The sequence below is a fragment of the Sporosarcina ureae genome (assembly GCF_002101375.1).
Lineage (GTDB): Bacteria > Bacillota > Bacilli > Bacillales_A > Planococcaceae > Sporosarcina > Sporosarcina ureae_B.
Map to the genome: position 1 here is coordinate 1,506,825 of NZ_CP015207.1, position 24,762 is coordinate 1,531,586.

General features: G+C 40.8%; 30 protein-coding genes. 7 read left to right on the forward strand and 23 right to left on the reverse strand.

The window, feature by feature from the left end; all coding sequences use genetic code 11:
* Positions 1-32 precede the first annotated feature (32 nt).
* The gene (locus tag SporoP8_RS07435; RefSeq protein WP_085131921.1) at positions 33-983 is read right to left on the reverse strand and encodes a M15 family metallopeptidase; all 951 of its coding nucleotides are present in this window, start codon (positions 981-983) and stop codon (positions 33-35) included.
* Between the two features lie 172 nt (positions 984-1,155).
* Here SporoP8_RS07435 and SporoP8_RS07440 point away from each other — a divergent pair, with 172 nt between their 5' ends.
* Positions 1,156-2,316 (forward strand): MFS transporter, encoded by a 1,161-nt coding sequence (locus tag SporoP8_RS07440; protein ID WP_085131922.1) that lies wholly within the window; start codon positions 1,156-1,158, stop codon positions 2,314-2,316.
* A 39-nt stretch (positions 2,317-2,355) separates the two neighbouring features.
* On the opposite strand, the gene SporoP8_RS07445 is transcribed toward SporoP8_RS07440, so the two are convergent.
* The 4 genes from SporoP8_RS07445 to SporoP8_RS07460 form a co-directional block, all read right to left on the reverse strand.
* Entirely contained in the window at positions 2,356-2,604 is a 249-nt protein-coding gene (locus SporoP8_RS07445; protein WP_085131923.1) for a hypothetical protein, read from the reverse strand.
* A gap of 63 nt (positions 2,605-2,667) precedes the next feature.
* Positions 2,668-3,450, reverse strand: coding sequence for a membrane protein insertase YidC (gene yidC / locus SporoP8_RS07450; protein WP_085131924.1), 783 nt, complete (start codon positions 3,448-3,450; stop codon positions 2,668-2,670).
* Between the two features lie 57 nt (positions 3,451-3,507).
* A complete protein-coding gene (locus SporoP8_RS07455; RefSeq protein ID WP_158232279.1) occupies positions 3,508-4,290 on the reverse strand; it encodes a helix-turn-helix transcriptional regulator in 783 nt (260 codons plus the stop codon).
* A gap of 169 nt (positions 4,291-4,459) precedes the next feature.
* The gene (locus tag SporoP8_RS07460; RefSeq protein ID WP_232319232.1) at positions 4,460-4,852 is read right to left on the reverse strand and encodes a hypothetical protein; all 393 of its coding nucleotides are present in this window, start codon (positions 4,850-4,852) and stop codon (positions 4,460-4,462) included.
* Between the two features lie 268 nt (positions 4,853-5,120).
* Between SporoP8_RS07460 and SporoP8_RS07465 the strand changes: the two genes are divergently transcribed.
* On the forward strand, positions 5,121-5,618 hold the full coding sequence (locus SporoP8_RS07465; protein WP_085131927.1) for a GNAT family N-acetyltransferase: 498 nt from the start codon (positions 5,121-5,123) through the stop codon (positions 5,616-5,618).
* Between the two features lie 188 nt (positions 5,619-5,806).
* On the opposite strand, the gene SporoP8_RS07470 is transcribed toward SporoP8_RS07465, so the two are convergent.
* The 5 genes from SporoP8_RS07470 to mntR form a co-directional block, all read right to left on the reverse strand.
* On the reverse strand, positions 5,807-6,280 hold the full coding sequence (locus SporoP8_RS07470) for a DUF4064 domain-containing protein (RefSeq protein ID WP_085131928.1): 474 nt from the start codon (positions 6,278-6,280) through the stop codon (positions 5,807-5,809).
* 116 nt (positions 6,281-6,396) lie between these two features.
* Positions 6,397-6,678: a GNAT family N-acetyltransferase gene (locus SporoP8_RS07475; protein ID WP_085133586.1), complete on the reverse strand. Its 282-nt coding sequence runs from the start codon at positions 6,676-6,678 to the stop codon at positions 6,397-6,399.
* Between the two features lie 91 nt (positions 6,679-6,769).
* Complete coding sequence (locus tag SporoP8_RS07480; RefSeq protein WP_085131929.1) at positions 6,770-7,657, reverse strand: DUF1002 domain-containing protein; 888 nt, start codon at positions 7,655-7,657, stop codon at positions 6,770-6,772.
* A 63-nt stretch (positions 7,658-7,720) separates the two neighbouring features.
* Positions 7,721-8,575 (reverse strand): CvfB family protein, encoded by an 855-nt coding sequence (locus tag SporoP8_RS07485; RefSeq protein ID WP_085131930.1) that lies wholly within the window; start codon positions 8,573-8,575, stop codon positions 7,721-7,723.
* Positions 8,576-8,590: 15 nt separating this feature from the next.
* A complete protein-coding gene (mntR, locus tag SporoP8_RS07490; RefSeq protein ID WP_029054749.1) occupies positions 8,591-8,998 on the reverse strand; it encodes a transcriptional regulator MntR in 408 nt (135 codons plus the stop codon).
* Between the two features lie 119 nt (positions 8,999-9,117).
* Here mntR and SporoP8_RS16520 point away from each other — a divergent pair, with 119 nt between their 5' ends.
* Positions 9,118-9,273, forward strand: coding sequence for a lmo0937 family membrane protein (locus SporoP8_RS16520; RefSeq protein WP_143560424.1), 156 nt, complete (start codon positions 9,118-9,120; stop codon positions 9,271-9,273).
* Between the two features lie 26 nt (positions 9,274-9,299).
* On the opposite strand, the gene SporoP8_RS07495 is transcribed toward SporoP8_RS16520, so the two are convergent.
* The 9 genes from SporoP8_RS07495 to SporoP8_RS07535 all read right to left on the reverse strand — a co-directional run bounded on the left by SporoP8_RS07495 (position 9,300) and on the right by SporoP8_RS07535 (position 16,661).
* On the reverse strand, positions 9,300-10,397 hold the full coding sequence (locus SporoP8_RS07495) for a GNAT family N-acetyltransferase (protein ID WP_085131931.1): 1,098 nt from the start codon (positions 10,395-10,397) through the stop codon (positions 9,300-9,302).
* Between the two features lie 48 nt (positions 10,398-10,445).
* A complete protein-coding gene (locus tag SporoP8_RS07500; protein WP_085131932.1) occupies positions 10,446-10,808 on the reverse strand; it encodes an ArsR/SmtB family transcription factor in 363 nt (120 codons plus the stop codon).
* 95 nt (positions 10,809-10,903) lie between these two features.
* Complete coding sequence (locus SporoP8_RS07505) at positions 10,904-11,275, reverse strand: Na+/H+ antiporter subunit G (RefSeq protein WP_085131933.1); 372 nt, start codon at positions 11,273-11,275, stop codon at positions 10,904-10,906.
* Positions 11,253-11,537 carry a Na(+)/H(+) antiporter subunit F1 gene (locus SporoP8_RS07510; protein ID WP_029054753.1) on the reverse strand — a complete coding sequence of 95 codons (285 nt, stop codon included), beginning with the start codon at positions 11,535-11,537 and terminating at the stop codon, positions 11,253-11,255. The genes SporoP8_RS07505 and SporoP8_RS07510 overlap by 23 nt, the downstream gene beginning before the upstream one ends.
* Positions 11,534-12,016 carry a Na+/H+ antiporter subunit E gene (locus tag SporoP8_RS07515; RefSeq protein WP_085131934.1) on the reverse strand — a complete coding sequence of 161 codons (483 nt, stop codon included), beginning with the start codon at positions 12,014-12,016 and terminating at the stop codon, positions 11,534-11,536. Before SporoP8_RS07515 ends, SporoP8_RS07510 begins: the two co-directional genes overlap by 4 nt.
* Before the next feature lie 15 nt (positions 12,017-12,031).
* Positions 12,032-13,516 (reverse strand): Na+/H+ antiporter subunit D, encoded by a 1,485-nt coding sequence (locus SporoP8_RS07520; RefSeq protein WP_085131935.1) that lies wholly within the window; start codon positions 13,514-13,516, stop codon positions 12,032-12,034.
* Positions 13,509-13,835 (reverse strand): Na(+)/H(+) antiporter subunit C, encoded by a 327-nt coding sequence (locus tag SporoP8_RS07525; RefSeq protein ID WP_085131936.1) that lies wholly within the window; start codon positions 13,833-13,835, stop codon positions 13,509-13,511. Before SporoP8_RS07525 ends, SporoP8_RS07520 begins: the two co-directional genes overlap by 8 nt.
* Positions 13,835-14,260, reverse strand: a complete 426-nt coding sequence (locus SporoP8_RS07530) for a Na(+)/H(+) antiporter subunit B (RefSeq protein ID WP_085131937.1) — start codon at positions 14,258-14,260, stop codon at positions 13,835-13,837. Before SporoP8_RS07530 ends, SporoP8_RS07525 begins: the two co-directional genes overlap by 1 nt.
* A complete protein-coding gene (locus tag SporoP8_RS07535; protein WP_198166093.1) occupies positions 14,247-16,661 on the reverse strand; it encodes a Na+/H+ antiporter subunit A in 2,415 nt (804 codons plus the stop codon). The genes SporoP8_RS07530 and SporoP8_RS07535 overlap by 14 nt, the downstream gene beginning before the upstream one ends.
* 295 nt (positions 16,662-16,956) lie before the next feature.
* On the opposite strand from SporoP8_RS07535, the gene SporoP8_RS07540 reads away from it, so the two are divergent.
* Entirely contained in the window at positions 16,957-17,631 is a 675-nt protein-coding gene (locus tag SporoP8_RS07540) for an adenine nucleotide alpha hydrolase family protein (RefSeq protein ID WP_085131938.1), read from the forward strand.
* Between the two features lie 264 nt (positions 17,632-17,895).
* On the opposite strand, the gene murB is transcribed toward SporoP8_RS07540, so the two are convergent.
* Positions 17,896-18,816, reverse strand: a complete 921-nt coding sequence (murB, locus tag SporoP8_RS07545; protein WP_085131939.1) for a UDP-N-acetylmuramate dehydrogenase — start codon at positions 18,814-18,816, stop codon at positions 17,896-17,898.
* Between the two features lie 166 nt (positions 18,817-18,982).
* Here murB and SporoP8_RS07550 point away from each other — a divergent pair, with 166 nt between their 5' ends.
* Positions 18,983-19,501, forward strand: a complete 519-nt coding sequence (locus tag SporoP8_RS07550) for a YceI family protein (RefSeq protein WP_085131940.1) — start codon at positions 18,983-18,985, stop codon at positions 19,499-19,501.
* 168 nt (positions 19,502-19,669) lie between these two features.
* On the opposite strand, the gene SporoP8_RS07555 is transcribed toward SporoP8_RS07550, so the two are convergent.
* A complete protein-coding gene (locus SporoP8_RS07555; protein ID WP_085131941.1) occupies positions 19,670-20,380 on the reverse strand; it encodes a DsbA family oxidoreductase in 711 nt (236 codons plus the stop codon).
* A gap of 98 nt (positions 20,381-20,478) precedes the next feature.
* Between SporoP8_RS07555 and SporoP8_RS07560 the strand changes: the two genes are divergently transcribed.
* Positions 20,479-21,858, forward strand: coding sequence for an FAD-dependent oxidoreductase (locus tag SporoP8_RS07560; RefSeq protein ID WP_085131942.1), 1,380 nt, complete (start codon positions 20,479-20,481; stop codon positions 21,856-21,858).
* Between the two features lie 50 nt (positions 21,859-21,908).
* On the opposite strand, the gene SporoP8_RS07565 is transcribed toward SporoP8_RS07560, so the two are convergent.
* Together SporoP8_RS07565 and SporoP8_RS07570 are read right to left on the reverse strand one after the other, a co-directional pair.
* Complete coding sequence (locus SporoP8_RS07565) at positions 21,909-22,835, reverse strand: manganese-dependent inorganic pyrophosphatase (protein WP_085131943.1); 927 nt, start codon at positions 22,833-22,835, stop codon at positions 21,909-21,911.
* A gap of 52 nt (positions 22,836-22,887) precedes the next feature.
* On the reverse strand, positions 22,888-23,334 hold the full coding sequence (locus tag SporoP8_RS07570) for an RrF2 family transcriptional regulator (protein ID WP_085131944.1): 447 nt from the start codon (positions 23,332-23,334) through the stop codon (positions 22,888-22,890).
* Positions 23,335-23,548: 214 nt separating this feature from the next.
* Between SporoP8_RS07570 and hmpA the strand changes: the two genes are divergently transcribed.
* Positions 23,549-24,736 (forward strand): NO-inducible flavohemoprotein, encoded by a 1,188-nt coding sequence (hmpA, locus tag SporoP8_RS07575; protein ID WP_085131945.1) that lies wholly within the window; start codon positions 23,549-23,551, stop codon positions 24,734-24,736.
* Positions 24,737-24,762 lie beyond the last annotated feature (26 nt).

Consider the following 24,762-nt stretch of genomic DNA (forward strand, 5'->3'; position numbering starts at 1 on the left):
GCAGAAGATCATGATCTTCTGTCAGCTGTTTTTTATCGTATACCTAAATATTCCTCTAAAGTGATACTCCGTTTAAATATTTGTTCCGCTTTATCTTTTCCAACATATCGATAATGCCAAGATTCATGCATGTAACCGGTAATTTCTTCTTTTCCTTCAGGATAGCGGAGAATAAATCCGTATTGATGGGCATTGGCAGCAAGCCACTTAGCCGCTTCTGTATCACCGAATGAATTCGACGCCCAATGTTTTTCATGATTGACTTCACCGATATCAAACGCAAGCCCTGTCTGATGCTCCGAATAGCCAGGACGCGCACTATAACGATCAGCTGCCTCTTGTCCGTCTCTTTCCACGTAACGGTTGTATAAAGTGACTTGATAATCATACGAACGATACGTACTGAAGGCCTGCAGATTTATGCCCGATGTAACGGCTGCTGCTGCTAATTCATTGAATGCTTCTCTCGCTTCTGCGCTTTCTCCCGGTGCATAGTCCTTCGGTAAAGGATATTGTTTATTGGCAAGCAATACACCTTTAATACGTTTCGGTTCTTTAGGTAATATCTGTCCTGTTATATAGCCAGTGGGATTGGAAGGTTTTACTGGATTTTGCGGCACTGCTTTCCCTTTAGAGTTTTCTTCTCGGACTTCCCCTTCATTCGGTTCCTCTTCAGTTATTGGTTCTTCTACCTCTCGAAGAATTGCTTCACTCGGCACGTCTGATGAAGATGTGTTTTCTTTGCTACTTCCTGTCATATCGTTACTTTCTGAATCCGCAGGCTCTTCTATTTCGAGAAAGTCTGCTGTTGGTTCCGACCCATTTTGAATACTGTCAACCGCCTCTTTTATACTCCATCCGTTCGTCCCTATCCATATCACGCTACTAGTTAGGATAATAAAGAGTAGAACGATCCCCCCATCTACCCATCTGTTTTTCCGCCTACGCTTTCTAGAGGAAAATTCATCGTTTTTATTTCTCATGCTATACCCTGCTTTCTTTCTAAATCGCTTATCAAATTACCACTCTCTTTTTTATACAAATTATGCTCTGTTTCAAACCACGTATTCTAGTGTATCACCATTTTTCTTTTTCGTCTGTCTATGCTAGTATTTACATAACTTTAGATTCAGCTATTATTGTGAGGTCATACATGTGAATAATCAACGTTGGCTCTCGATGAGCTTTTTCATATTTTTCTTTACATGGGGTATCTTTTTACCTTATTGGACTGGCTGGCTGACTTCAGCAAAAGGTCTATCAGTAACACAGGCTAGCGTCATGATGGGTATTGGTATGATCGCTAGGTCTTTTTCCACGTTCTTTCTATTTCCGTACGCTACACGAAATATGTCACTTCTGCGTGTTATACGTTGGACTATTTTTTTGTCCTTCATTCTCACGCTTGCTTATCTTCCGGAAAGTCCTTTTGCAATCTTATTCGGATTGACCGTATTATTCAGCTCCATCTATCCTATTATCCTACCAAGCGTTGAAAGTGGTGCATCATTATTGATGCAACATGAACGAATCCATTATGGCAAGAGTCGCTCATTCGGTTCAATCGGCTACACTATCGCATTGCTCTTGATTGGTACGGTAACAGCAATCTGGAATGTACACGCCATTTTGTATATGATGATCATCGGCCTTGGTATAGGCTTGATATTTTCTTTTCAACCTGCCCCGGGTGTATTACAACGCCATCCCGTTGCAAATACAGCAGTACAAAAAGGCCAATTGCAGGCTTTGTTTGCCAATAAATCGTTTGTAATCGTGCTATGTATTGCGGTTTTACTGCAAGGTTCGCATGCCTCTTATTATAATTATGGTTTTATCTTTTTGGATGATATGGGAATCAACGGGTTTTATATCGGGCTGATTCTCAATATCGCAGTGCTGTTTGAAATCATATTTTTCACGCAGGCAGATCGTTCGCTTGCTAAAGTCAAGACGTCGACTATTTTCTTATTAGCCGCAACCGGTTCTACCATTCGTTGGATTGCCATCTTCCTCTTTCCTATAACTAGTGTATTTATTGCCACGCAGGTTCTCCACTCTGTTTCATTTGGCATGGCACATTTTGCATTCATTCAATACATATCGAAGAATGTACCAAATCATCTCATCGCTTCTGCGCAAGGTGTCTACGCGGCAGTGGCGTTAAGTCTCAGTATTGCGATTCTTACTTTCCCCGCTGGATATTTGTATGACCAGTCACCTCGCTTGGCATTCCTAAGTATGGCGGTTTGTTCCATGGGTGCATTAATTTTAACTTTCGCAACAAAGCAGCGTATTTCTCGTGTAATTGAATAAAAGGAAAGGCCGCTGAATTAATTGCGGCCTTTCCTTTTGTTAAAATAGTAAGACGTACGCTAATGTTCCAAGTGAACCTAATCCGAAAAATAATGCCATCCAAAGCATCCATTTCGCCTCACGCATCAGACCTTGATTTCTATACATAATGGTTCGCGCGGCATTGGTAAAGGTAAACATGATTAGCATGAACAAAATGGCGAATTCCAAATTTAACTTGATGATAAAATACAGTGCTGCGGCAGCAGATGCTGTAATTGCCAAGCCCATGATCCATTTCAATTTCATGCGACTCTTCCTCTCCATTGTTGGCAACAAAAAAAGCTGGTATGCACCAGCTTTCTAAGTACCTTACTTTTCTTCCGCAACTGGTGGTTCAACATGTTTAAAGTAAAATTTACGCCCAAGATACGTTTGGAAGATTAACAGTAATCCTCCGACTGCCCAATATAGTGGCAATGCAGCCATTACAGTATACGAAATGAACATAATCATAATAGGTGACATGTAAATGAATAACTTCATTTGTTTTTGTTGCTGTTCAGGCATCGTCCACAATGACACGCGCGCTTGGACAAAGTAGACAGCTCCGGCTACTAACATCATAATAATATCCGGTTCACCTAGTTTAAACCATAAGAATTCATGATTTTTCACTTCAGGTGGAGCGTAAAGTATAGCAAAGTATAAGCCCATGATGATTGGCATTTGAATCACAAGTGGTAAACAACCCATATTTAATGGATTGACTCCATGCTTAGAATACAGTCCCATCATTTCCTGCTGAAGCTTCATTTGCTCTTCTTTATCCCCAGATTCCTTAGATGCTTTCATACGCTTTTGGATATCTTCCATTTCCGGTCGTAGTCCATCCATCTTTACTTTCATCTCTTGTTGAGATTTATAGTTCTTTAACATCAACGGCATCAATACTACCCGAATCGCTACAGTAATTAGTACGATCGCAAAACCATAATTTCCATTGAAAGCTTCCCCTAGATAATGGAGTAGCCAATCCATCGGTCTAACAAATGTACTGTAGAAGATACCTGTTTTGTTTTCCACACCAGAACAACCACTTAAAAACACAGCAGTAATTGCTAATAAACTTACGAGCCCTATTCTCTTCTTCAATGGTTTCACCTACGCTATCTCAAACTAAAGAAAAGTATACAGCAAACAGCAGTAAATTTACAGCGAATCACCTTTTTTTAATGTAAATTGAAAGTAATTTCTATCCAAGTCCATCCGAAAGCGTCGCGGCGTTAACCCAGTATACTTTTTAAAGACACGGGTGAAATAACTTTGATTACAAAAATGAAATCTCTCTGCAATTTCCGCTATTTTTATATCAGAGAATCGTAAATAAAACTGGATATCTTCTATTTTACGGATTGTAATATATTCTACTAACGTAACAGATGTATGTTCTCGGAATATGCGAGAAAGATGACTAGTACTTACATTGAAATATTTTGCAATTTCTTCAACGATTAATTGATTTTCAACATTTTCATTTATGTACTGAATCACTTCATTGACCGTATCATGCGACAGGGAAGGTTTTATTTTCCCTTTGAGGACGTAACAAAAGAACTCGACTAATTCGTCTCCAATTTCTACTACGTTTCCTCTATGGAGATTGGCTTCGATCATTTTTATACAAGCCGTATTAAATATAAAGGCATTTTCTTCAGTAAATATAGATTCTTTTTGTAATTGTCTTGTCATAACGGAAGAGAGGATAATCAAATAATATTTTACAACTTCAAATGAATGTGTAGGTTTATACTCATACAAAATTTTTTCAATTTCCCTAAGCTTGGAACGTGCTTCGTCTTTCTCCAAATTGAAAACATGTGTAAGAAATTCTTTTTCTAAACGAAAAAATAATTTTGCTGTATCTGTATTTCCCTCTTTCTCAATAACACTGATCAAATCCAACTTAGATACTTCTGTTTCCTTGCCCGTCATGAGTTTCACCCCACTCATCTTATATATATGACTACGCAAGATATATTACTATATGTACATTATTTTACCTCATACCCCAATATTATCTACCCCTTATGTGGTTAACGCTATATATGTATTAAAGCGCCCTTTAAAAATGGGCGCTTTTAGTATTTTAATGTGATTAAATTTAGTTAGATTTATTGTCTTTTTCCGCTTGCTTAGTTGATTCATCTTTATTATATAGTGGCTTATTATCGCTCGTATCTTCATTTTTCTTGTAAAGGCCATCTTTTTTTGCAGCATTTTTATCTGGATCTTGTACTTCTTGGTTGTAATAATGAACACTTGTCTGAGCTCCCTCAGATACCATGTTATTATCTCTTAAATCTGTCGGATCAGAATGTCCAACTTTTTCAGTTGCTTGGTCAACTAATTTATTGTTGTTCACAAATGTGTCTACTTTTCCCTTCAAAACACCTACAGTTTCCATTGCCTTATCACGATTTTCCTTTTTACTAAAGAAAGCGTAAGCTCCTGCTGCAAGTGTTGCAAATAATAACCCATTTGATTTTTTAGCCATATTTACCATCCTCCGTCGTAATGTAATTGTGGTGATTTTCTACCTACTGCTTAATATACCCCGCACTCTTACTTTCAAACGTCTACAGCTTGGTTAGTTACTTAGCAATTGTAAACTTAGGATGTAAATGTCTTTTTATGATGTTGTTCATATTTGACGTATAGGTTATAGTTTTTAGTTTAGTAGTCGTTACCGTTTTATCGCATAGTAGTTTTGCAAAGCCTAATTTGTTATACTATGTAGAAAGATAACTAGAGGTGAGATCACTATGATTCGTAAAATGACAGTAGAAGACATTCCAGATGTTCAACAAATTGCTCATACGTCTTGGCAACATACATTTCAACAACATATACCTGAAGAAGTGATCGAAGAATATATTGAACGTACGTATTCTGATTTAATGCTAAAAAAGCAATTGGAAAAGACGATGGTTTTGCTCGCGATAGACGAGCAAGGGCATTCTATCGGGTATTTAAGTTATACCCCGATTGATGTGGATGGTGAGAGTGAATTGACGGCCCTGCACATGCTTCCTGAGTATTTGAATAGCGGATACGAGGAAGCATTGTTAAAAGAAGCACTAGGAACGTTACAGGAAGCTGTAAATGTTGATGTGTATGTCGATCAAAATGATATAGCACTTCAAGATTTTTATGCGAAACAAGGATTTAATTTCGTTGAGTCGTTCCCTGAGTTATTTGAAGGCATTTCCGTAAATATTCTTCATTATTCATTGCCTATCACGCAACCTGCACATACGTAACCAAAGTGTAGATGTGTTAAATAGGTAGACGCCGTTGAATACTATCGCAAGCGGACGCTTTCTATTGAGTTTGGTCGCCATTTACTTACGATAAACTAGCGTGTTTTCTTTGAGTCCAGTGCGACTACCAGAACGTATACTAAAGACCCTTTTCTAAAAGAAAAGGGTCTTTACGTGTCAGTAAGTATTTAGTTCATCCAGTTAGATTGAGTGGAGACGTATTCATCAGGTGAAGGTCCTGTTGTCATTGGAGGCTTCTTTGTGAAGCACAGGATTGCCGCAATGTAGAGCAAGATGGATGGTAACGATAGAAACCCACCTAGTAAACCTGCGATGATGAATAATATACCGGCTGTTTTTGGACTCTTATTATTCCAGACTTTTACCAGACCGATAATATTCAATACCAAGCCTATGAATGCTACAGCAACCAAAACCCATATAATAGTAGAAAAAGAGCCCATAAACGACATGAACATATCCACTTCTTCAGTATTTAATACTCCCTCACTCACAATTTCTCCGCGGAATTCATCCATGAAGGTTGGATCCGTGCTTGCCATATTCCAAATGAATGCTACTAATGCAGCACCTAAAACACTCAGTGTCAATAAAACAGCTGATATGATACCGAGTACGCGCTCTGCTGTACGATTAATCATTCCACATCATCCTTTTTCTGCTAGTTTGTTTCCTTATTATTTATACGCAATGAAATGAGAAAAGTTTCAAAAAAATGATGCGGAACATCTATCGCGTAGCCATTCCAAAATACAACTTATGCTTTTACGTCGTTATATTCATCACTTCGGTCGAACGCATTCACTACGTATGAACAGACCGCTTTCATCTTCAATCCTTTTTCACGTGCATTATCAGCAGCTTGGTCAAGTAATTTCTTGGCAACACCTTGACCACGCAATGAATCGTCTGTATAGGTATGTGTCATCGTCATGACACCGTTTTCTTCAGTCCATTCGATTTCTGCTTTTACATCACCGGCCACTTTATACTGATACGCATACTTCGTACCGCCTAGCTCCGCAAGCTCAAAATCCATTCCTTCACGCTGTTCGTTGTCTTTATTTTCACTCATGCATATCTCTCCTTTGTAGTTATACTTCTACAATATAACGTACCACAATGACAACTTAACTAAACAAATTTTTAAGAGAATCTGCCATATTTCTGAAAAACTCTTTTACTTTTTCCCAGAAACTTGGATCTATGTCGCCTAATTTATCTTTAATTTTCGATGCCATATCGGACAGTTGCTCGTTAAGCTTCGTGAAATCGATATCAAGTTTCGAGATTCGATCCATTAAGTCAATTAATAATTGGCGATCTGCCTCATTCAACTGGATATTAAATTTCTGCAATTGATCATGGACGATCTGTTCTACGTCTTCCTTTGTCGCGGGCTTTTGTTCTGAAATCTGTTTTTTGATTTCTGTTAGCAAATTAGCTACTTCATCTTGATCGACGCCTGCTTTTTCTGATAGCTTCGTTGCTAAGCTCAATTCATCATTTGCTACATCCGTACGTTCAGTATCGAGAACCTCTCCTGACACTTCATACGCTTTGTAAATTCCAACGAGAGCTGAGTGACCCGTTACCTTTTTGGGTGCCGCCACTTCTACAAGGGCGTCTTCAATACCTGCTGTCAACATGGCAGTAGCATACATGTCCTCAGTTACTTGCGTGATATTATCTGGTGTCACAATATTGATGACGAGACCTTCTCCTGCTTCTTGTCTAGTAATTTTCGCAGAAGAATACATTCGTGCATTTCGGTCGCCGCCAGGAATATATTTGATCAAATCATTGCCGTCTACTGATAATTCTTCCACTTCAGCTTCCTCGGCAACTTTTAGACTTTCTTTAACACTCGCTTTTTCACTATCCGATAAATTTGAACCATAGACTACAATCGGAACTCCAAGCTTTTCATTGATGGCTTTATCTGCTGATACTGCAGATGGCGCTATGACTGCGACCATCATCATGAAAGCCAATAGAGAGGTTAATCCTTTTTTCATACAGTCACTCCTCCTTGTTCTACATGTATAGATACGTTGAGGTTCATAAAAAAGTTGCATTTATTATAATATAAGAGTTGTCCAACCGTCTTGTTGTGTAATTCTTCGTTCTCTCATCAACGTGCCTAGTGCCCGTTTGAAGGCACCCTTACTCATCTGGAACATCTCATCGATCTCTTCAGGAGTCGATTTATCGGTAAATGGCATTTTACCGCCTGACTGTTGCAAATAGGCTAAAATTTGTTCGCCATCTGTTTGTAAACGGTCTTGCTTCCTCGGCAATAATGAGCCGTTCATCGTGCCGTCTTCATGGACTTCAATAATACGAACATCTACTTCTTCACCTAATCTTGGCTCTGCTTTACGCTCTGTTTCGTGAACGAAAATACGTTGAATATCTTCTGTCAATAGGAATGTACCGATTGGTAGCAAGCGGTACGCTCTTGCTTTGACATTTTGATTGTACATATCTGCTTCCGCCATTGTATAGTGCTCCTGAATTCTTTCTTCAGTCACTAGTCGTCCAAACAAGTTGCCCCCTGGATCTGAACGAAGCGTCATATATAACTCATCACCTGGTTGTGGCCATAGTTCTTTAATTTGTGGAAAGTCTGCTCGATTGATCAGCACTTCAAACGATGCACCAATATCTACATAAACTCTTTCACTTCTATCCAAGCGAATAACTTTTGCCCACCCGAATGAATGAACTGTGACTGACGGAATTTGCGCAGTACCTGTCAGTTCACCTCTTCTATTGATGTAAAGAAAAACTTCTATCGTCGATTGTTCTTGTGCATCCGGTGCTTCGGATTCATTCATATAGATTTCTTCTCCGGCAGCATTCAATACAAAGCGTGACCCTTCTTTGCGAAGTATTTCGAGTGTTGCAAGTGTACCTGGTTGTAATAATGTCATATAAGTTAATCCTCTCTAGAGTGCTTTACTTTTTAATTTTTTAACGAATTCGGGATCAGACTCGAGCGTCTCTACTAGATCCGTAATACGATCCATCGCATTCCAACTTAAGTGATGTTCAATTCCTTCTACGTCTCCATAGATATTTTCTTCTTCCACACCTATGATACGCAGGAATTGTTCCAGTAATTCATGACGATGCACAAGTTTTTTACCAAAGCGTAAACCGCGGTCCGTCAATGCCAAACCCCGGTAGCGCTCATAGTGTACATAGCCTTCACGATCTAGCCGCTGGGCCATTTTGGTTACAGATGAAGGGAGCACAGAAAGCGCCTCTGCCACGTCGGACACACGCGCTTCACCCCTTGCTTCTAGTTGTAAATAAATTTGTTCAATATAGTCTTCCATACTCGGTGTAGCCAAACTATCGCCTCCTCATTTGACTGTCCACATCCACGAATTACTATCTTAAAAGTTTAAGATAGGAAAGGGTGGGTAAAATACTTACATAGCAAATAACAATGAAAAGGAGTTGATTCACTATGGGTCGTATATTATGGCTTGTTATCGTAGTTCTAATAGCATTATGGGTAATTGGTTTAGTAGCAAATATTGGCGGTGGCTTAATCCACACACTTTTAGTAATTGCCGGCATTATCTTTGTCATTCAATTAATAACTGGAAGACGTTCGATATAGTGACGCTTATAGTGCTCTTTCTGTGATCAGGTAACTATCGCATACACACATGTGTTGCGTAAGCCTTGCCCATTCGCAGAAGGAGCATTTTTGCGTAAAGTTCCTTCCAGTTCAAAATTTGTTCGTTTGGCTACTGCACGGCCTTTACTGTGGTTCTCGTCACAAACAAATTCTATCCGTACAGCCGATAAATCTGTAAATGCAAACTCCACAAGCTCTTTGATCGCTTCTGTCATATAGCCTTCGCCTTCAAACTTCGTATCCAGCCAATACTCTACTTCAAATTTGCGAATGCTCCAATCGATACGATGGAAACCTGCGCAACCAATGAATTCACCCGTTTCTTTTAAAAACAGATGAAAGTTCAAAGATTTTCTACCGATGAATTCAGAAACTGATTGACGTACATATTCCTCTGTCGTTTCAATCGTCATGTCTTTCTGCGCCCATCCAGTCCACTTACGCAACGTAGGCATTGAATGTGACACCGCACCCCAAACATCCATCACATCGTGTAATTCAGGTGCTCGAATATGTAGCCGCTCAGATTGGAGCTGTTCTTTGAAACCGGGTATGCTCTTAACATCACGTTCCCGGTCTTCCCAACGGACAGGCGTTGTCGTACCGGCCTCATAATCTTCTCTCGTCATTCCATATGTTACCGCATCATAATACGTGTTCTCTTTCGGAAGGAACCATGCTTGACGCAAGTGTGCTTCTTTTACAAAGCCGGCCCGCTCAAACGCTTTACGCATAGCTGCATTATCATGGCGTGTATGTCCTTCTATACGAATCTTATGCTCCGGTAATTCGAAGACGTATTGTGTGAGTTTTTTTAGCGCTCGCGAACCATAACCATACCCTCGAAAATGATCAGCAATCCGCAAGTCGAATAATGGAACGTCTTCCTGTAAGTCATAGACTTTTACGATTCCCACTTTTTCGTTTTCATTATTTTCAATCCAGAAGGTCTTTACGTCATCAGATGCATAGCCGCCCTCTTCTATCGACTTTTCAAGCAACTCGCGACCTGGCTGACTACTATCATGATAAGGCCATGAGTTTGTCGTCATAAACTGAATAAGTAAATCTTGTTCTTCTATCGTCCATTCTTGTAAGCGCATTAAAATTCCTCCATCATGACTGCCTGTATGCAGGCGCCTCACATGACATTATAACGTTTGCTTTGCTTCAATTGCATGTTCATATGCAATTTTCACTAAGTCCGCGACATGCTCGTCTGCCAAAGAGTAGTATACCATTTTTCCACGTCTTTCTGATTTAGCCAATGAATGATCCCGTAAATAACGTAAATGATGGGAAGCGGTAGCGGATGAAGATTGAATCACTGCCGCTACATCACAGACGCACATTTCCGATTCCAATGTCAGTGAATAAGCAATTCGCAAACGTGTTTCATCAGCCAGTGCTTTGAATATTTGTACCATCTTCGTTACATCAGGGAGCTCTTTTCGAATTTTACGAACGACATCCTCATGCACAATCGTTACTTCACAAGCATCTTGATTTACCACATTTTCACCCCATTCAGCCGACTATAGATTACGGCAATTATAATAGATATGATAGTAAAAAATCAATTGACTCTTCTGTTCATTTCAATCAACACTTACTGGATATCGTCTTTGTTTTGTCCATGGATTTTTTCATATAATTCATCTTCCGTAGAAATATCCGCTAGCTTAACTTTCGATCGATAAGCAGCACGGATGATTACATGCCCCGCCACCGGTGCTGTCAAAAACACAAAGCCGATACCAAGAAGCAACCGTACGCTGATAAAGTTTTCAGAGAAGAGGAAATAGACGAATGCGCCGGATAATGTCAATAATACTGCCAATGTCGAACTTTTCGTTGCGGCGTGTGACCGAGTATAGACATCCGGTAAACGGATCAACCCAAAGACACTTAACATACTGGCAACAGCCCCTGTCAAAATCAATAAAGCCCCTATAAATTCACCGATCTCGCTTACGTTCAACTATTTTCCCCCTCTCAATAAATTTGGAAAATGCGATCGTTCCGATAAAGGAAAGAATCCCTAGGATCAAGATGGCTTCCAAAAATGCTTTTGTATTTAAAATCACCGACACGACGGCAATTGTAGCAATCAAATTCACACCGATTACATCGAGTGCCACCACACGGTCCGGTAGTGAAGGACCTAAGATAATCCGGATGACTGCCACCAAAATGGTCAGCGCGAATAGTATGACCGATATTGTCAGCATACCTGCTATCATCGTGTCACCTCCATAATCGCTTTCTCGAAATTCTTCAGTTGCTTAATCAATCCGTCGCGTGACTCTTCAACGTCCATTGCGTGAATATATAACTCATTGCCCTCAGAGGATACTTCCATCACAACCGAGCCTGGCGTTAAGGTGAGAAGCATAGACAGCATAGTCACTTCCACATCACTCGTCAAAATAGTTTTATATTTAAAGATACCAGGCTTAATACGCAGTGTAGGTCTCATGATTTGGGAGATGACCACAATACTTGACTGCGTCAGTTCCCTTATAAAGATTAACAAGAGCTTGCAGGCGGCATATACTCTGCGCAAATAGAAATGCGTATCGAAAAAACGGCTCATGACAAAGATAATGCCAAGCCCGACTAAAAACCCCATGAAAAATGTCGTAAATCTCAGTTCATCTTCATCCATCAGCGTCATCCACAAAAATGCGATGAATAAATTCAGCAGAAGCTGTAACGGCATGTCGTCTCCCCCTCCCTACTCTAAATCGTCACCCATCACAGCACGTATATACTGTTCCGGATTTGCTAATGCATCGGCTGCGTCCTGGACATAAGGCGACAGCAGTTCTGCACCTATACCTAATCCGACAACGAGTATTGCAAGCAATACGAGCGGCAAGCCGATCTTCTTTTGAAAAGGCTTCTGATCATCTTCACTAATCGTCGTTTCACCCCAAAAACTATTGAGGAAAATACGAAGAAGTGAATACAATACACCGATACTCGATAAAAATGCCACTGCAAGTAACACGTAATATCCTGCTTCAATTGCACCTAATCCTATGTACACTTTACCGATAAATCCGCTAAATGGCGGTATTCCGGCAATCGCTAGCATCGTCAAGAAAAATAACCAACCGACTAGCGGATAGTTTCGGATTAGGCCGCTAATTTCATTGAACTTCGAACGTCCTGTCAAATACACGACAGTACCTGCCAATAAAAACAGCAATGCTTTACTGACCATGTCATGAATCAAATAATAGCTTGCACCTTGAAATGCAGTATTCGTAGCAACCGCAAGACCTGTCAACACAAAACCAACGGAAATGATGACGTTATACGAAACGATCTGACGTATATCTGAATAGGCAATCGCTCCGAGACAACCCGCAACCATTGTGACAATGGCTAGCACGCCAATGATTTTATAAATAATTGGATCATGTATGAAGATTAATGTGAACATGCGGTACAGCGCATAAATACCGACCTTTGTCAGTAATGCACCAAACAGTGCCGCGACCGCAGTAGGGGGTGCGGAATAAGAACCCGGCAGCCAGAAATAAAGTAGCAAACCCGCTTTCAAACTAAAGACTATCAAGAAAATAATTGCGATCAATGTCAGTAGAGGTCCTTGTCCCGTTTCTGCTACGCGCGCAGCGATATGTGCCATGTTTAACGTACCCAGTACACCATATAAATACGCAATGCCCAACAAGAAAAACCAAGAAGCCAGCACATTGATCAATACATAAGTAATACCTTCCTTTAACTGTGTTTTACGCCCGCCAAGTGTCAGCAACACATAGGAAGCCAGTAACATTACTTCAAAACAAACAAACAGATTAAATAAATCGCCAGTCAGAAATGAGCCATTGACTCCCGCCACTAAAAACAGGAAGAATGGATAGAAAAACATCGCCTCTGTCTCAATCCCTGTCGTAGCGAATGCATACAGCAAAATAATACTGGAAACGATGCACGCAACCAATACTAATAACATGGCGAATGAATCGCCCACAAACAAAATACCATGCGGTGGTAACCAATCTCCAAAGTCCAAACGCATGATGCCGTTCAAATGAATTTGTTGGAGACAATAGGCCGCCACAGCAGCAGAAGCGATCGTCGTCAGTACACTAAGTACACGTTGTACACGAATATAAGGACGTAAGAATACTAAAATCACACCTACCAAAATAGGCAAAATCATAGGCAATACCAATATATTATTCATCTTCTTGCCCTCGCAATCCAGGTCCAGACTCTTGATACACACGGTAAGACAATACGAGTAAAAATGCTGTCACCGCGAAACTGATAACAATCGCCGTCAGAATCAACGCTTGCGGCAGTGCATCTGTATATTCAGCAGCCGTCTCTGTCAGCAAAGGAACATCACCCTTTTTTAAACCGCCCATTGTCAATAATAATAAATGGATGGCATGCGACAGAATTGCTGTCCCTAAAATAATTCGCAACATCTCTTTTGATAAAAGTAAATAAACGCCTACTGCCACTAGCACACCTACCAGAAGGGTAATTAATGTCTCCATTACTCCACATCCTCACTGATTCCCAAAATAATCGTCACGACAACACCGAGGACAGTCAGTGCGACCCCTGCTTCGAAAATCGTCATCGTTCCAAGTTCTGTCTCACCAAAAACCGGTAAGTCTACAAGCCATGTCTTCTGTGATAGGAAGGGCTCGCCAAACACTAACGAGAACATTCCCGTACCTACCGCAAGCAACACACCAAGCGCCGCCACTCGCTTAAAATCAAATGGCGTGCCTCGGTGAACCGTTTCTATGTCATAAACTAAATACAATAATACAAACGCAGAAGAGAGCACCAGTCCGCCAATGAAGCCGCCTCCCGGATTATTATGTCCTGATAAAAAAAGTTCCACACCAAACGTCAAGATGATAAAAAATACGATCTTCGTCACTGTCTGTAAGATCACATCATTTTTCTTCAGGGTGATCCACTCCCTTCTTGCGACGCAACTTGACTAATGAATAGACACCAAGACCTGCGATGAATAATACCAATACTTCCAACATCGTATCAAATGCGCGGAAGTCACCGAGTATCGTATTCACTACATTCAAACCACCTGCAAGCCGTGATGCCGTTTCATAGTAAACGGAAATAGACGGATACAAGGAATGGCCTTGTACGAGCAAAGCGATAACGGTAACCACAACTCCGGATGCAACCGCGATCAATCCATTCCGTACTCGCATGGAGATCGACTTATGCTCGTTTCTCCATTCTGGTAGATAATAGAAGCACAATAAGAACAGCACCGTTGTAACCGTCTCGACTATTATTTGTGTCAACGCCAGATCTGGCGCACGGAATACTACAAATAGAATGGCGATGGAATAGCCTAGCACACCGTTAAGAATAATTGCAGTAATTCTGGATTTGGCAAATAAAATCGCTACACTTGAACACATCATAACGAAAATAATGATGCTTTCATTAATTTCAATCACAGCATCATTTGAAAAGTCGAAAATGAATTGCTGAAAACCTAGCAAACCTATACCGACAAGTGCAATGAAAAACAACATGATATATGCAACGTAATCCCGTACCGATCCGGTCATATACGTTTTCGTCACCACAGAAGCCACTCGTTCAACCCGTTGTAATAACGCATTATATGAGCGATCAAGCGTCCATTGTAAAAAGCCAAAACTGTAAATACCTTTCCAGTAACGCAAGAAACAATACAATAAAACACCCGTGATCACCACGCCGATCGTCATGTAAATCGGCATCCCCCAACCATGCCACACTTTTATTTCTGGTACTAGACCAGGCATCCCCACAAATTGTGGATAGACCGCATTCATTGCTGGCCCTAAAATATACGTACCGAGCAGATTCGGGAATATGAAAATGAGTACGACCAGACTGCCAAGTACCATAGGTGAAATCAACATCTGGATCGGTGCTTCATGGGCAGGTCTTTGTCCGGGAACCGGTGCATGTACTTTGCCGAAAAACGTCTGAAATACTATGATCATACAATAAATAAATGTAAATATACTGCCGACCCATGCAACGATTGGGAACAATAAAACCAACGAATCCATTGATAATAGATTCGCTTCTTTCAATGACAGCGTCGCTTCAAAAAATAATTCTTTACTTAAGAAGCCGTTAAATGGAGGAAGTCCTGCCATGGAAAAACTACCAATCAATGCAATGGTAAAAGTAATGGGCATGATCGTTGCCAAGCCACCAAGTCGTTGAATATTACGTGTTCCCAGCTCGTGATCTAAAATTCCGACGACCATAAATAAAGACCCTTTAAAGGTGGAATGATTAATCATATGGAATAATGCAGCGAATGTAGCAGCGGTAAATAACGCGATGTGCGTGCTTTCAGAGGAAGCGAATGCCAATGAGCCGATACCAAGCAAACTCATGATCATACCCAGCTGACTCACTGTTGAAAACGCGAGTAACGCTTTCAGATCCGTTTGCTTCACCGCATTGACAGATCCCCACAACATCGTCAATAATCCAACACAAGATACGACGAAGAACCACGTCGTGTCACCTGCGAAGACTGGAGTGAACCGGGCTACTAAATAAATACCCGCTTTAACCATGGTAGCGGAGTGTAGGTAAGCACTAACAGGCGTAGGGGCTTCCATTGCGTCAGGGAGCCAGATATGAAATGGAAACTGTGCGGACTTAGTGAACGCACCAACTAAAACAAGCAACATAGCAGGGATGAACAATGAGTCTGCTGCAATCACTTCTCGCATAGCGACTAATTCTTGCAAATTGAACGTTCCTGTAATCGTATAAAGCATTAAAAATCCAACCAACATGAAAATACCACCTGTGACAGTAATCAGCATGGATTTCTTCGCTCCGTACCTTGACTGTTTTCGGTGATACCAGAAAGCAATTAATAAGAAGGAAGAAATACTCGTCAATTCCCAAAACACATACAGAACAATCAGGTTATCGGATAACACGACACCTAGCATAGCTCCCATGAACAATAGCAAATATGTATAAAAGCGACCAATCGCTTCCCGTTCAGAAAGATAGTAAATGGAATACAATACAACCAGACTACCAATTCCCGTAATCAATAAAGCAAAGATCATACTTAGCCCATCTAAATGCGTGGAAAAGTAGACATCTGCAGAAGGTATCCATGGCAACGTGTATAAATATGACGCCCCTTCCGAAAGCGAGGGAACAAGACGAATTAGTAAGGCAAACAAGAACAATGGAATGGTGATTACAAACCAACCGATCCGACTTCCGGTCAAAAATTTATGTATAAATGGAACCAAACCTGCTGCGATAAATGGAATGAATATTGCCAGTAAGACGGTAATCAATCTAACACCTCCCAGAATTAATCGATTGTTAGTGTCAATAGAATGCTCAGAGACTCTTGACTGAACACTGTACGTTATGCATAATGGGACTCTAAGCAAAGTGTACAATCTCTACTCGAAAGTATACACTACTTTATCGAAAACCGCATAAAAAGCGCGGTCAGTATACAGTAAGTCCACGTTCGTAATCCTATACAGGATGAGGTTCTCTGGCGGAGTTGCAACGGAAAGCAATCCCCTAAAGTGTGAACCAGTTACAATTAGCTTATAGAATTCGAAGAGGTGATGAGTCATTATGGGCAAAATGAAAAGCCGTATGGACGAGAGTATTCTCGTTTGTGTGTATTACGGTCCAAATGGTGAACGTCTCATTAATAGAGGATATAAAATTGCAACAATCATGGACTGTCCGCTTTATATCCTGACAGTCGACCCTGCACCACTAGATGATTTTGATGTCGAGAAGTCCGAGTATATAGATCGTTGGAAAGAACTTGCAGACGAATTGGATGTTGAAGCATTCATTATCCGCGACGATGAGAAGCGCCCAACTGCAAAAGTCATTAAAGAAGTGGCTCACCAATTTGGCATTACACAAATCATCATCGGACAGACCGCGCAAAGCCGCTGGGAGGAAATCACAAAAGGCTCTTTCATGAACGTCTTGTTAAGAGAAATTCCATTTGTTGATTTCCATGTCGTGTCGGTTGATCGTGCGATTAAAAGTGAGATAGAAGGATCGTTTGAAAAAGGCGTACGGGCGTATTTGATTCCCGATGGCGACAACTTCCGCATCAATTTCACGCTTACCAAGCATGCGCAGTACGAGGGAATCTTCTTTAAGGAAATTGGGACCGATTTTAACAACGGAATTTTTAAGTTCATGCAAAACAGCAAGATATGCCAGGTACAGATAGAAGATGACCAAGTACTCGACTCAAGCAAGATCCAGTGCAAGATACAAAATTAATATCACAAGAGATGTCCCAGAATGGGGCCTCTCTTTTTTACATGGATAGTAAGTTCAAGATCTAAGAATGGTTTCAGTGGGGGTAAGGAATAAGTAAAAGGAGACGCTTTCGAACTGGCAGCCTCTTTAGGAAAGCGTAATCACCGTAGTACCTATCTACACCCCGACACCTTGCGGATTTTCTCTCTTACTTTTCACATCAAAATAGAGCTATCCCGAGTAGTCATTAAATAATGATTTCGCGGACAGCTCCTGTAACTTCTATTATTCAGAAAGTTCTTCCCCTACGATCTTCACTTCCATTTCCAGATCAATCCCGAAGTTCTTCTTCACTTCCGCTTTGACCATCTCAATCGTCTGAATATAATCTGCCGCAGTGGCATTACTTTTATTGACGATGAACCCCGCGTGTTTAGTAGACACTTCCGCTCCACCAAAACCTTTACCTTGCAAGCCGCTATCTTGGATCAACTTTCCAGCGAAGTAACCGGGTGGACGCTTGAACACACTTCCTGCTGATGGATATTCAAGCGGTTGTTTTGATTCACGTTGAAACGTTAAGTCGGCAACTGCCGCATCAATTTCACACTGTTCACCTTGTGTGAGCCAGAACTCTGCTGATAGGACGTAATAGCCTTCTGTAGTAATGATGCTTTTACGATACCCTAGCTCCAACTCATCTTTTGAAAGCACGAAAATTCTTCCTTTGTCATCCATTACAGTCGCTTGATGAATAATATCTTTGATTTCTCCACCGTATGCGCCTGCATTCATTGCCATTGCACCACCGATTGAACCCGGTATTCCACAAGCAAACTCCAGACCTGTTAAACAAGCTATCGCTGCTTCTTTAGAGGCATCGATAATATTTGCTCCAGCTTCCGCAATCATTCGAGTACCAACAATCTCAATATGGTTTAGGTTTGCCATATACATTACAATTCCACGAACACCACCGTCACGAACGACCATATTAGAACCGTTTCCTAGCAACAAAATAGGAATTTCATGCTGATAAGCATAGCTAACAACCGCTTGCACTTCTTCTATTGTGCCAGGTGCCGCGAAGACATCCGCTTTACCACCTAGACGTGTTTTCGTATATTTGTTTAATGGCTCATCAAGTAATAACCAACCGCTTTTTATGTTATTTTGAAGATCTTCAAACCATCGATGTTTTGACATCTACATCAAGTCCTTTCACTATACGTGTCTCCAGTTTTACGGAAACAATCTTATCCATCTATTAGTATGCTTGCAATCAGTCCTTTTGACAAGGTTTTTCATTTTGACTTTTTATGTTTTTTCAATTACAGTTTAGCTAACTAAATATCCGTAAGGAGGAGTGAAAGTGAATACTTGGAAGGTAGATCCTACGGCGTCCACTGTTGGCTTCTTTGTTCCACATATGATGGTATCAACTGTCACGGGAACGTTTGAAGAGTTTTCGGGAGAATTACAAGGAAACATTGCGGACTTGACTAAAACAAAGATTAGTTTTCAAGTAATCGTTTCTTCAATCCAGACGAAGAATAGAGACCGTGATCTACATCTATGCTCCGCGGACTTTTTTAATGCCGAAACTTTCCCCGAAATGACATTCTCTTCCCGCACAATTTACAACGATACAGATGGTAGATATCAAATGTCCGGTGACTTGACTGTTAAAAACACGACCAAAAGAGCCCTATTCTGCATCACTCCCCAAGAAGTCACCGTCTTCGGTGCTACGTATCTCGTCGAGGGTAAAATCAAACGAAAAGATTTCGGATTAATGTGGAACCGTGCAATTGAAGCTGGTGGTGTAATGGTTGGCGATATTATTGATATCAAGATGTCCGTTGTAATTTGCAAGGAAAAAAGACAATAGAAAAGCACCATTGATTGATATTTCACTGGGACCCATTCCATTTTCATTCAACTATTGCACTGCTTCAAACGGACTAGAAACCTATCAAAAAAGACTGAAGACAAAACTCCTCTTAATTTTCTAGAGTTTTCTTCAGTCTGAAAAACCATTCAGTTATTTAACTATTCTTCAGATGTCACAAGCCCCATCATCACACTGCCCGCCATTATCTGTGCCAAGTACTTGCAACTTAGGTTTTGTACCCTTCTCTTCCTCAACAATCTTTTTAAACGCTTCGACAAATGCTTCAGTAGGCTGCGCTCCACTTATAGCAAATTTACGATTAATTACAAAGAATGGTACACCTTGAACACCAATTTCCCGCGCTTCTTCGATGTCTTTTTTTACTTCATCCTCGTAATCATTACTATGAAGCATGTCTTTGGTTTCCTTTGCTTCCAATCCAGCTTCTGCTGCAATCCCTACGAGTACTTCTTCCGTATCGATACGCTCCCCTTCCACGAAATAACCGTGCATGAGACGCTCTGTCACTTCCTTCTCTACATTGTGCTTCTCTGCAAATTTCACTAAACGGTGTGCATCAAGCGTGTTAGATGTTTTCATTCGATCTACTTGATAGTGAAGATCAACGGTTTTTGCTTGCTCTTCTATATTACTCATCATGTTTTCTGCTTCTTGTTTGGTGACTTTAAATTTACTAGCTAATCCGTCCAATATTGATTGCTCTGAAGCCACGGGTGTATTCGGATCTAATTGAAACGCCTTGAATACAACTTCCGATTCCCCCTCGAGCCCTAATTGCTTCAATGCATGCTCCAAACGTCTTTTTCCAATATAGCAAAACGGACAAACATAATCTGACCATACTTCAATTTTCATTTTTTCCCCCACCTTTCTATTCTCTATTTTAGATTCAAGTAAAGTTGGCAACAATGTTAATGCTTGGGTTATATAATTTTATAGAATGAGGTGTCAGAATGAATCAATCTTTATGGCTCGCCACTGCTTATCCGAAATCTACCTATCCAACTGTAGATGATGATTTAACTTGTGATGTGTTAATCATCGGAGGCGGACTGAGCGGCATAGCAAATGCCTATTTTTTGTCTAAGCAAGGAAAGGACGTTGTGTTGCTCGAAAAAAACAGTTTGCTGCATGGGGCAACGGGAAATTCTACAGGTAAACTAACCGCACAACATGATGTAGTCTATGCAGACATGATTGAACAGTTTGGTGTGGAAAGCGCAAAACAATATTTTAATGCAAATGAACAAGCTGTTGATTTTGCGCGATCCATTGCGGAAGCAGATCAACTGCAAAATGCACACTCCGTACTATATTCTCAAACAACTGAAGGTACGGAACGATTACTTGCGGAGAAGAAAGCGTATGAAGCGATTGGGATTCCATTTATACTTGCGAGCAATGCACCCTACTTACCTTTTGAAACAGCTCACACTTTACTGATTGAAGACGAAGCACAAATTCATCCAGTGCGTTTTGGACAACAATTGGCAGAGCTCGCTGTAAAAGAAGGTGCACGAATTTTTGAACATGCACAAGTAGCCGCTCTGGATACTGATCGTCATTTCGTCAAACTCTCTTCATCTAAAATAGTGAGTTATCGACAACTAGTTATCTGCTCACATTATCCCATTGAAGCACTCGAAGGCATGCAAATTCTTAAACTGGACGTCCAGCGTTCCTATATTGCTGCGGCTAAAACCGATACTGTATTTGATCATCAATATATCTCGGTAGATGAGCCGAAACGCTCGATACGGACAGTGACGATCGATGACCAGTCTTACTTGTTGCTAGCCGCTCAATCTCATCCTGCTGGTTCGGAAAAAGAAACCCAACTACATTATGACAGCTTGACAGAGGATATAAAAACGACATTGGGGCATCCTGAAGTTGTCTACAAATGGTCGGCTCAGGATCCGTCCACACCTGATTTAGTGCCTTATGCAGGAGCTATTTCAAACTCTTCGCCGGATGTCTACATTAGTACAGGCTATCGAAAATGGGGATTATCTAATTCCTTAGCCTGTGCAGAAATTATCTCGGATGCGATTATCGGTCGACCGAATGCCGCAAGCGAATTATTTTCTCCTAGTAGAACCGATTTCGGCTCTTTATCCAGCCGGGCTTTACTATTAGCCGGGCGTACCGTAAAGGAATTTGCCGGTGGACATATCGCCCGGACTGACTCCCCAATTTGTACGCATATGGGATGTCGTACCCGTTGGAATAAAGGAGACCAAACGTGGGACTGTCCATGTCACGGATCACGTTTTCGTGCGGATGGAACCGTATTGGAAGGTCCTGCCACACAGCCCCTCGATTTAGGATAAAAAAACTGTCACGGAAGATCGGGCTACCGATTTCCATGACAGTCTGGTTATTATGAAAGTGCTTCAGTCAATACAGGTACAATTTGCTTCTTACGTGAAACGATACCTTTTAACAAAGCCGTATTATTATTGAATGCTACATTAAATGCAGAACCTGCACGTTCGGCTTCTTTTCCTAGCGCAATGATTACGGAATCGCTATTGATGATATCCGTCACAACAAACAGGAATAAATCTAGCCCTTTTTGTTCGATTACTTCATTTAATTCCGCTTCCAGTTCATCTTGTCGACCAAGAATATCTTGCAAGTCTACTGCATTTACTTGTGCGATTTCCATTTTCACATCGCCGAATATAAATTCTTTCGAATCCAGACTAGCCAAATCCTTTACAGGTACAGAGCTTAAGTCTGCTCCAGCTTTCAACATGTCCAAACCGTAAACAGCAGCATCTACTTCTGCAATGGCAGCTAGTTCTTTGGCTGCTACCTGATCTTGATCTGTGAATGTTGGCGATTTGAATAATAACGAATCCGATACGATCGCAGAAAGCATTAAGCCTGCAATGTTCTTCGGAATTTCAACGCCATGCTCTTTGAATAATTTATTCAATATAGTTGCCGTACAGCCTACTGGCTCTGCGCGATAATACAATGGATCGTTTGTCTGGAAGTTCGCAATACGGTGATGATCAATTACTTCTAACACTTGTACTTCATCCAAGTCATCGACACTTTGTTGTCTTTCGTTATGATCGACTAAGATGACTTGAGATGTTTCAGGTGCTGCTCTTTCAATTAAGCGTGGTGCTTCAAAACCGAAAGTTTCAAGCGCATACGCTGTTTCTTTCGTAATAGTCCCTAGACGAACAGCTTCTGCGTCCATACCGATTTGTTGTTTAAGATATGCATACGTAATCGCTGATGCGATGGAATCTGTATCCGGGTTTTTATGTCCAATGACTAACACTTTTGACATGTTTAATTCCTCCTATTTCACTATGTTTACTAACTATATTCTATCACACTATTCAGGATTGACTAGTAGGAAATAGTAAAGATTGTATTTCTTCCTTGTTATGAAGGAAATCTGCAATCGTGTAACGATCTAGCACAGCAAAGTAAGCTTGAAGTGCTTCGTATAAGACACCCCTTAGCTGACAGGCTTGAGACAATACGCACATATTTTTACTGGGATCAAAACATTCGACTAAGTGGAAATCATCTTCTGTTTTTCGAACTAGTTCGCCTACATTAATGCTATTTGGATTTACACTGAGACGGATTCCGCCACCCCGCCCACGAGTGGTTTCGATGAGTTCCAGTTTTCCTAACTCATGGACTATCTTGGTGAGGTGATTTTTCGATATTTGATAAGCATCCGAGATTTCTTGAACTGTGGACAGTTCATCCGATTGCTTGGAAGCTAAAAAAATCAGAACACGCAGCGAATAATCTGTATACATCGTTAAACGCATAATATCACCACTTTCTACTCTTTCATCATTATACCATTTTCAATTGAAAAATCATGGATTGACACCAGGCGTTACACGTAAAAGAATAACTAATTTTTGAATAGAATGTGACAATATTCACATTATATTTTTAAACATGTATTTAATATATAGCTTTTGAATTCTAAATGATTTATGATAGAGATATCAAATACGGAGAGGTTGTGCATTATCAATGTTAGATCAAAAAACTATCGACGTTATCAAATCCACAGTACCAGTATTAGAAGAGCACGGCACCGCGATTACTACGGCTTTTTATAAAAACATGTTTGTGGCTCATCCCGAATTACTAGATATATTTAACCATGCTAACCAATCTCAAGGTCGTCAACAGACAGCTCTTGCAAACACAGTATACGCAGCAGCGCAACATATCGATAACCTAGAAGCCATTTTACCGGTGGTTGTCCAAATCGCGCACAAGCACGTATCTCTGGGAATTTTGCCAGAACATTATCCAATTGTCGGAGAGTATTTATTGAAAGCGATCAAAGAAGTGCTTGGCGATGCAGCAACACCTGAAATTATGGATGCGTGGGAAGCCGCTTATGGCGTAATCGCTGACGCTTTCATCGGCGTAGAAAAAGATATGTATGAGAATACAGAACAAGCTGATGGCGGATGGCATTTATTTAAAGACTTCGAAATTATCGACAAAGTGGAAGAAAGTGACGTCATTACGTCGTTTTACTTAAAACCTGTTGACGGCAAAAAGTTGCCATACTATTTACCAGGACAATACATTACGATTCGATTGGAAATCCCAGGTGCGAAAAATATTGTCAACCGTCAGTACAGCTTGTCTCAAAAATCAAACGATGAGACTTTCCGTATCTCGGTTAAACGTGAAGATACATTATCACCTAATGGCGTAGTATCTTGCTACTTGCATGAAAATGCAAGTGTAGGCGACATCGTCGAAGTCAGCGCACCAGCAGGCGACTTCTATTTGGATCCTACTGGTACAGCACCTGTCACATTAATCAGCGGTGGAGTGGGTATTACACCAATGAAAGCTATGTATTCAACTATTGCAGACTTGTCTCCTGAACGTGAAGTGACATTCTTGCACTCTGCACGTACACGCAGCCAACAAGCATTTGCGAATAAACTAGAGCAATTAAATGCTAAATTGCCAAACTCTACGTACAAAACGCTTTATTCAGAAGAGGGAGACGGCATGTTCACACGTGAATTCTTAGAAGACAACGTGATTGCAGGCAGTGATGTCTATGTATGCGGACCAACTGGCTTCATGGAGTTCGTACTTCAACAACTTCACGCAATGGGTATTCCAGAAGAGAAAATTCACTTCGAGTTCTTCGGCCCAGCTGTAGCCCTTCAGTTACAATCTGTTTAAGCAGAAACAACCCCCACGAATTTTAA

Coding starts and splice junctions, on each gene's coding strand:
- SporoP8_RS07470 (WP_085131928.1), bottom strand. CDS start 6,280: ATGATTAATCGTACAGCAGAGCGCGTACTCGGTATCATATCAGCTGTT.
- SporoP8_RS07460 (WP_232319232.1), bottom strand. CDS start 4,852: ATGGCTAAAAAATCAAATGGGTTATTATTTGCAACACTTGCAGCAGGA.
- SporoP8_RS07475 (WP_085133586.1), bottom strand. CDS start 6,678: ATGGATTTTGAGCTTGCGGAGCTAGGCGGTACGAAGTATGCGTATCAG.
- SporoP8_RS07435 (WP_085131921.1), bottom strand. CDS start 983: ATGAGAAATAAAAACGATGAATTTTCCTCTAGAAAGCGTAGGCGGAAA.
- SporoP8_RS07445 (WP_085131923.1), bottom strand. CDS start 2,604: ATGAAATTGAAATGGATCATGGGCTTGGCAATTACAGCATCTGCTGCC.
- SporoP8_RS07565 (WP_085131943.1), bottom strand. CDS start 22,835: ATGTCAAAAGTGTTAGTCATTGGACATAAAAACCCGGATACAGATTCC.
- SporoP8_RS07560 (WP_085131942.1), top strand. CDS start 20,479: ATGAATCAATCTTTATGGCTCGCCACTGCTTATCCGAAATCTACCTAT.
- SporoP8_RS07465 (WP_085131927.1), top strand. CDS start 5,121: ATGATTCGTAAAATGACAGTAGAAGACATTCCAGATGTTCAACAAATT.
- SporoP8_RS07555 (WP_085131941.1), bottom strand. CDS start 20,380: ATGAAAATTGAAGTATGGTCAGATTATGTTTGTCCGTTTTGCTATATT.
- SporoP8_RS07510 (WP_029054753.1), bottom strand. CDS start 11,537: ATGATAGCAGGTATGCTGACAATATCGGTCATACTATTCGCGCTGACC.
- murB (WP_085131939.1), bottom strand. CDS start 18,816: ATGTCAAAACATCGATGGTTTGAAGATCTTCAAAATAACATAAAAAGC.
- SporoP8_RS07515 (WP_085131934.1), bottom strand. CDS start 12,016: ATGCCGTTACAGCTTCTGCTGAATTTATTCATCGCATTTTTGTGGATG.
- SporoP8_RS07570 (WP_085131944.1), bottom strand. CDS start 23,334: ATGCGTTTAACGATGTATACAGATTATTCGCTGCGTGTTCTGATTTTT.
- SporoP8_RS07480 (WP_085131929.1), bottom strand. CDS start 7,657: ATGAAAAAAGGATTAACCTCTCTATTGGCTTTCATGATGATGGTCGCA.
- SporoP8_RS07525 (WP_085131936.1), bottom strand. CDS start 13,835: ATGGAGACATTAATTACCCTTCTGGTAGGTGTGCTAGTGGCAGTAGGC.
- hmpA (WP_085131945.1), top strand. CDS start 23,549: ATGTTAGATCAAAAAACTATCGACGTTATCAAATCCACAGTACCAGTA.
- SporoP8_RS07520 (WP_085131935.1), bottom strand. CDS start 13,516: ATGAATAATATATTGGTATTGCCTATGATTTTGCCTATTTTGGTAGGT.
- SporoP8_RS07455 (WP_158232279.1), bottom strand. CDS start 4,290: ATGACGGGCAAGGAAACAGAAGTATCTAAGTTGGATTTGATCAGTGTT.
- SporoP8_RS16520 (WP_143560424.1), top strand. CDS start 9,118: ATGGGTCGTATATTATGGCTTGTTATCGTAGTTCTAATAGCATTATGG.
- SporoP8_RS07485 (WP_085131930.1), bottom strand. CDS start 8,575: ATGACATTATTACAACCAGGTACACTTGCAACACTCGAAATACTTCGC.
- SporoP8_RS07495 (WP_085131931.1), bottom strand. CDS start 10,397: ATGCGCTTACAAGAATGGACGATAGAAGAACAAGATTTACTTATTCAG.
- SporoP8_RS07540 (WP_085131938.1), top strand. CDS start 16,957: ATGGGCAAAATGAAAAGCCGTATGGACGAGAGTATTCTCGTTTGTGTG.